The organism is Mesorhizobium sp. M5C.F.Ca.IN.020.32.2.1 (genome assembly GCF_004023105.1).
GTDB lineage: Bacteria > Pseudomonadota > Alphaproteobacteria > Rhizobiales > Rhizobiaceae > Mesorhizobium > Mesorhizobium wenxiniae.
Genome location: NZ_RZSX01000804.1, coordinates 1 through 2,846 on the forward strand (window position 1 = coordinate 1; position 2,846 = coordinate 2,846).

General features: G+C 57.7%; 1 protein-coding gene and 1 pseudogene. One reads left to right on the forward strand and one right to left on the reverse strand.

Going from position 1 to position 2,846, the window contains the following annotated elements; genetic code table 11:
* A partial coding sequence (locus EOA86_RS29065; RefSeq protein ID WP_128344814.1) for a DUF6119 family protein occupies positions 1–1,404 on the forward strand: 1,404 nt, incomplete at its 5' end.
* Between the two features lie 718 nt (positions 1,405–2,122).
* Here the strand turns inward: EOA86_RS29065 and EOA86_RS29075 are convergent.
* Positions 2,123–2,846: pseudogene (locus EOA86_RS29075) on the reverse strand (aconitate hydratase AcnA); the annotation flags it as partial.

A 2,846-nucleotide genomic window follows, 5' to 3' on the forward strand; every position in this document is an offset into this window, starting at 1 on the left:
CGGGCACAGTTCAACGGGCTCTACGGTGGGCAAGCGGCTGCGATCCTGTTTGTCGGTATCGATCTCGCCGCCGAGGACGCCGACCCGCAGCGCAGGTGGCTTGCCGTTTGCTTCGGCATGGGCTTTCAGGAACTTCGCCCCGAAGCGCTGGAGAGCCAGTTCGGATTGAAGGTGGCGCTGAACCGGCTTGGCCGCGAGCGAATCAAGAGTATCGACACGCGTAGGCCCGAAGATTCAACCATTCAGACCCGCTCACAAAACAGCCGGATCGGCGAGATCTTCGATTTCGGCGTCGATACATCGAATATCATTCTTCAGGCAATTACCGGCAAATCGGGGGATGAAGCGTTCGGGGGTACACTGACGGGAAGCGACGGGCTCAAGCTGAGCTGCGAGGTCGATTATGACGGGATCGACGATAAAGGTCTGACCATCATCAACTCATTCAACGATACGGCGTACCAGGAACTGTTTCCTTGGTACGGCAAGATCACGCCCATCCGGGATCGTTCGCGCGTGGACCAACTCAATCAGAACCTAGTCACCCGGTTGCAGAATGGGCAGCTCGACGCCATCCATCTCGCACCACCGGAAATCATCGACTATCAGAATATCGACCGGTTCAAATTCTCGGGTAGCTCACGGGCGGATGCGTTCGACGATCTTCGTCTGCCCGATTATCTGGCTCTCTTCGATGAGGACCACGCCGTCACGCTTGCACATCTGAAATCGGACAAGGTTCGTGTCGCGAGCGACGACGGACCGTTCCATGACCGATGGTCAGTGTTCAAATGTCTATGTGCAGAGGTCCAGTTCAACGACCACCTCCACATCCTCGCATCGGACGAGTGGTATGTGGTCAAGGATGATTTCGTCGCCACCGTCAACGCGGCCCTGGCGGAAATTCCGTTAGCTGGTCTCCAGCTCCCTTTCTACACAGCTGGCGAAAAGGAAGGCGACTACAACGCCCGCGCGGTCAATGCCCAAGCCGGGATGTATCTTTACGACAAAAACCTCGTGAACTTCGAAGGAGAGCGTGGCCGGGTCGAGTTTTGTGATATTCTGACCGGTGGCCGGCAGCTCGTGCATGTGAAGCGCCGCAGCAAGTCACAAACGCTGAGTCATCTGTTCCTGCAAGGACAGGTATCCGCCGAAGCATTTCTCGACCATCCACCGCTTAGAGCGCAAATTCGGGAGGCAATGCCCGAGATCGTCGGCCTAATCCCGGCGGAAAGGCCCAATCCGGCCGACTATGAAATCGTCTACGCGCTCTTGCACGAGGGAAATCCGACGCTCCCCTTCTTTAGCAAAGTCGCCCTGATGAGCATCTCGAAACAGCTTCGGAGAATGAACTACGGTGTAAGCCTTCTGTGGATTGGCCTCGCTCCAGTCAATCCGGTTTGAACTCTGGCAGTGAACCACCATCCGGACAGATGCAAGTTATCGTGCTGTTCTCGGCTGTATATGCTGCACCCGATGACGCCGACCGGCTCTGTATGGTCAACATCGAACCCGTTGGTTGCCTGCCAGATCGCCATGCCGCATGGGGTCGAAGAGGACGTCCCGCAACCGATCGAGTTAAAGGTAACCAGGTCGGAGGAGTCGCCAACGCACATTGCGAGGGAGATCCTGGGGCTGACTAAGATGAATTAGAACAACACTCAGTTTGACGGAAAATACCCTGTTACGCTTGGTTGCGCGCGAAAGGTTGGCCAAATTCTGAAGTACCTTGGAGATTCAGATGTGCCCCAAATCCGCTACGGCTACTAGATTGAAAACGGCTGTGGGGCCGAAAAGTGAACGTCCAGTGATGAACCACTACCTGGCGTCTCGCCCGCCGGGAGCGGGAGGGCGACCGGCGTTTTGGATTTCTTTCGCTCTCTGGCGTGTCCGCTAGCAGCATCGCCCTGCCGTTAGCCGACAATCCGGTTTCGGCCCCTGTCGAGACGTTCAATGCGTCGCGTGTTAAGGTTGACTCATGCGTGCAGTTCTGGCGCGATTGCTGAGTAGCGCGCAACATCCGTTGCACACCGATATTGCTAGGCCGGCACACTGAACAGCCAGCGGCCGACGTTCGTTCATGATCTTGGCAATCTCATTCAGGTCGCCTCGGCCCCTGCCCTCAAGGGCCCAGAAGAGCGGTGCCGGGTCCGCATACTGACTTGGAAAGAATGAGCGGGATCATGCCGCCCGCGGCGAGAGTATCGACCTCAAGATCGGTCTCAACAGCTGCCGTTCCGACCAACCCCGTCGACTCGCCTTCTGATCGACGAACCTCTATTTCGATTACATGGCGTGGTGCGACCATCTCGGCGTCGATGATGAGTTGATCGTTTGGTCCCAGTCCGACGATCGACTGCGCGTCGGCCGCCGAAATGATGATCGGGAGGACCCCCATCCCGATCAGGTTGGACCGATGGATGCGTTCGAAGCTCTTGGCGATGACTGCACGGACTCCAAGCATTGCGACTCCCTTCGCAGCCCAGTCTCGCGAAGAGCCGGCGCCGTATCGCTCGCCGGCGATGATGACGGTGCTGGTTCCCTCCACCTCATAGCGCTCGGCAATCTCCCACAATGGGCCGATATCGCCGCTTGGCCCGTGGATCGTGTGGCCTGCATCGCCGTTAGGCAGAAGCAGGTTCGACGCAGCTCCGTTGTCGAACAGGCCACGAACCATCGTCTTCCAATTGCCCCGTCTAGAGGCGAACACGTTCAGGGTGGATGGATTTTCGCCTCGATCGGTAAGATGCCGGCCGGCGTAGCTTGTCGCCGATATCTGTCCCGCCGGCGAAATATGGTCTGTGGTAATGTCGTCGCCGAGGACCAGCAGCGGCGCGGCAGTATAT